Below are 1,761 nucleotides of genomic sequence, written 5' to 3'. Positions count from 1 at the left end.
GCGTGTTGAAAATGGCGATAATCCAACGGTACGTGAATTACAAGATATCAAACGTCAATTAAAACAACGTGATGATGAACTTGCTGACCGTGACAAACGAATTAATCAGTTATCTAAGGCTTTTCAAGATATCTCATCTAAAGAGCCTAATGTAGTTAAGAAACAAGTCGAAGTAGTGCCAAGCGATTATGAATCAACCAAGTTAGAAAATGAAAAACTGGTTGAACGTAATGCAACTTTGCAACAAGATTATCAAAAATTGTTAATGGAGCGTAAGGAAGTTGACGAGAAATCAGAAAAATATGAGCAACTCACGAAGGCGATTCAAACAGCAGAAGGTCAATTAAACGACACTCAAAAACTAATCGCTGATTATAAACAACTAACTGACTTACTACAAAAATCAAATGATTTTCTTGGCAAGGCTAGTGCATTAGTTTACTTAGATTTATCAGAAGTAGTAAATAGTGATGGACTTGCAAAACGTGAATTAAATTTCTTAATTGAACGTTTAGAAAAATTCTTAACTGAACTAACTAAAATAACACAAACAGATTATATAGAGGGAGAGATTATCAATGGTTAAAGCAAAGGATAAAACAGAAACAGCATTAAGCGCAGTTAAATTCACTTTAAAAAGGCAAGATGAACAAAGTGAAGCTATTCAAACGTTAATCGATGTCATCGTTGATGTAAAAGATGATGTGCTTGAAATGAAGAAATCAATCACACAGGACGTTCAAGAATTACGTGACAGTATCACATTGAACGAAGTCGAATGCTTGGAATTACAAGGAGCAGCATTCGCCAAAGCTAAGCAGTTAGCCAATGAATATTTCGATGGAGATAATGTTTCATCAAACTTATTTTTGTCTAAATATGGTCAATTTTTACGTTTAGTGTATAAGCATCTAAAAACGACTTTCAATATTAGAAAGTATGTATTTGTTAGACGCATTGATTTTATCAAAGCACTTAATTATGTAAGTAATATTGATCTAACAGATTTTACAGCTACTGAAACAAGAATGACACCTAAACAATTAGAAATCATTGAGTTGGAAAAAGATAAGTAGGAGGTACATATGGAATTAGAACAAATCCACCAAGTATTATCTCCAATCCAAATTGAAGCAACAAGAGCATTATTTGATATTTGGTCAGAGGAATTCACGGCAACATCGAATGCTAAAGAACATCAAACAATATTCACTAAAGTAGAACTTGCGGAACGGTGGGAATGTTGTACTACACAAGTGGGTAAAATCTTGAAATATTCAAATATCAAGCCTATTGGGAAACGTGGCCGCGCTCATGAATTTAATCTTGAAGATATTCAAGCAGCAAAAGAGCAGTATGATTCTGAGTTTCTTAAGAAACACGCTATCAATTGGAAAATGAGGAATATGGCATGACATTCGACTGGGAGGGTGCAACGCACAATTGGCAATTGTATTGGTTTAGAGCTAGGAAGGAATATATGAGTTATGAGCAAAGATTTAAGAGAGCTCAAAAAGAAGCGTAAGTTTTGGCGAGAAGTTGAACAATATCAGCTTTGGCATAGAAGTTGCATTGATTATGAGCATACAAAATCTAAACTTTCTGAAATCGAAAATGAAATCAAAAAAGCCACTGCTGAGAACAGTGACTAGGACACATAAAACTAAATGTATGTGCTAATTATAGCACAGATTGGAGAAAAAATGACACTAAGAACTTTACTGATGTTAATCACATCACCACACAGAATAAAAATAGGTA

At 33.9% G+C, this 1,761-nt stretch carries 3 protein-coding genes and 1 pseudogene; all 4 read left to right on the top strand.

The annotated features are described in order from the left end of the window. A pseudogene (locus HOY35_RS13285) lies at positions 1 to 586 on the top strand (hypothetical protein); the annotation flags it as partial. Beyond that, positions 579 to 1,076, top strand: a complete 498-nt coding sequence (locus HOY35_RS13280) for an ORF6C domain-containing protein (protein ID WP_172214570.1) — start codon at positions 579 to 581, stop codon at positions 1,074 to 1,076. The pseudogene HOY35_RS13285 and the gene HOY35_RS13280, both read left to right, overlap by 8 nt. Positions 1,077 to 1,085: 9 nt before the next feature. After that, positions 1,086 to 1,415 carry a hypothetical protein gene (locus HOY35_RS13275; RefSeq protein ID WP_172214568.1) on the top strand — a complete coding sequence of 110 codons (330 nt, stop codon included), beginning with the start codon at positions 1,086 to 1,088 and terminating at the stop codon, positions 1,413 to 1,415. Positions 1,416 to 1,487: 72 nt separating this feature from the next. After that, positions 1,488 to 1,652, top strand: coding sequence for a hypothetical protein (locus HOY35_RS13270; RefSeq protein ID WP_172214566.1), 165 nt, complete (start codon positions 1,488 to 1,490; stop codon positions 1,650 to 1,652). Positions 1,653 to 1,761 lie beyond the last annotated feature (109 nt).

This window comes from Enterococcus sp. MMGLQ5-1 (assembly GCF_013155265.1).
Taxonomy (GTDB): domain Bacteria; phylum Bacillota; class Bacilli; order Lactobacillales; family Streptococcaceae; genus MMGLQ5-1.
The sequence above is the reverse complement of the archived record's forward strand: the minus strand, read 5'-3'. Positions and strand labels throughout refer to the sequence as shown.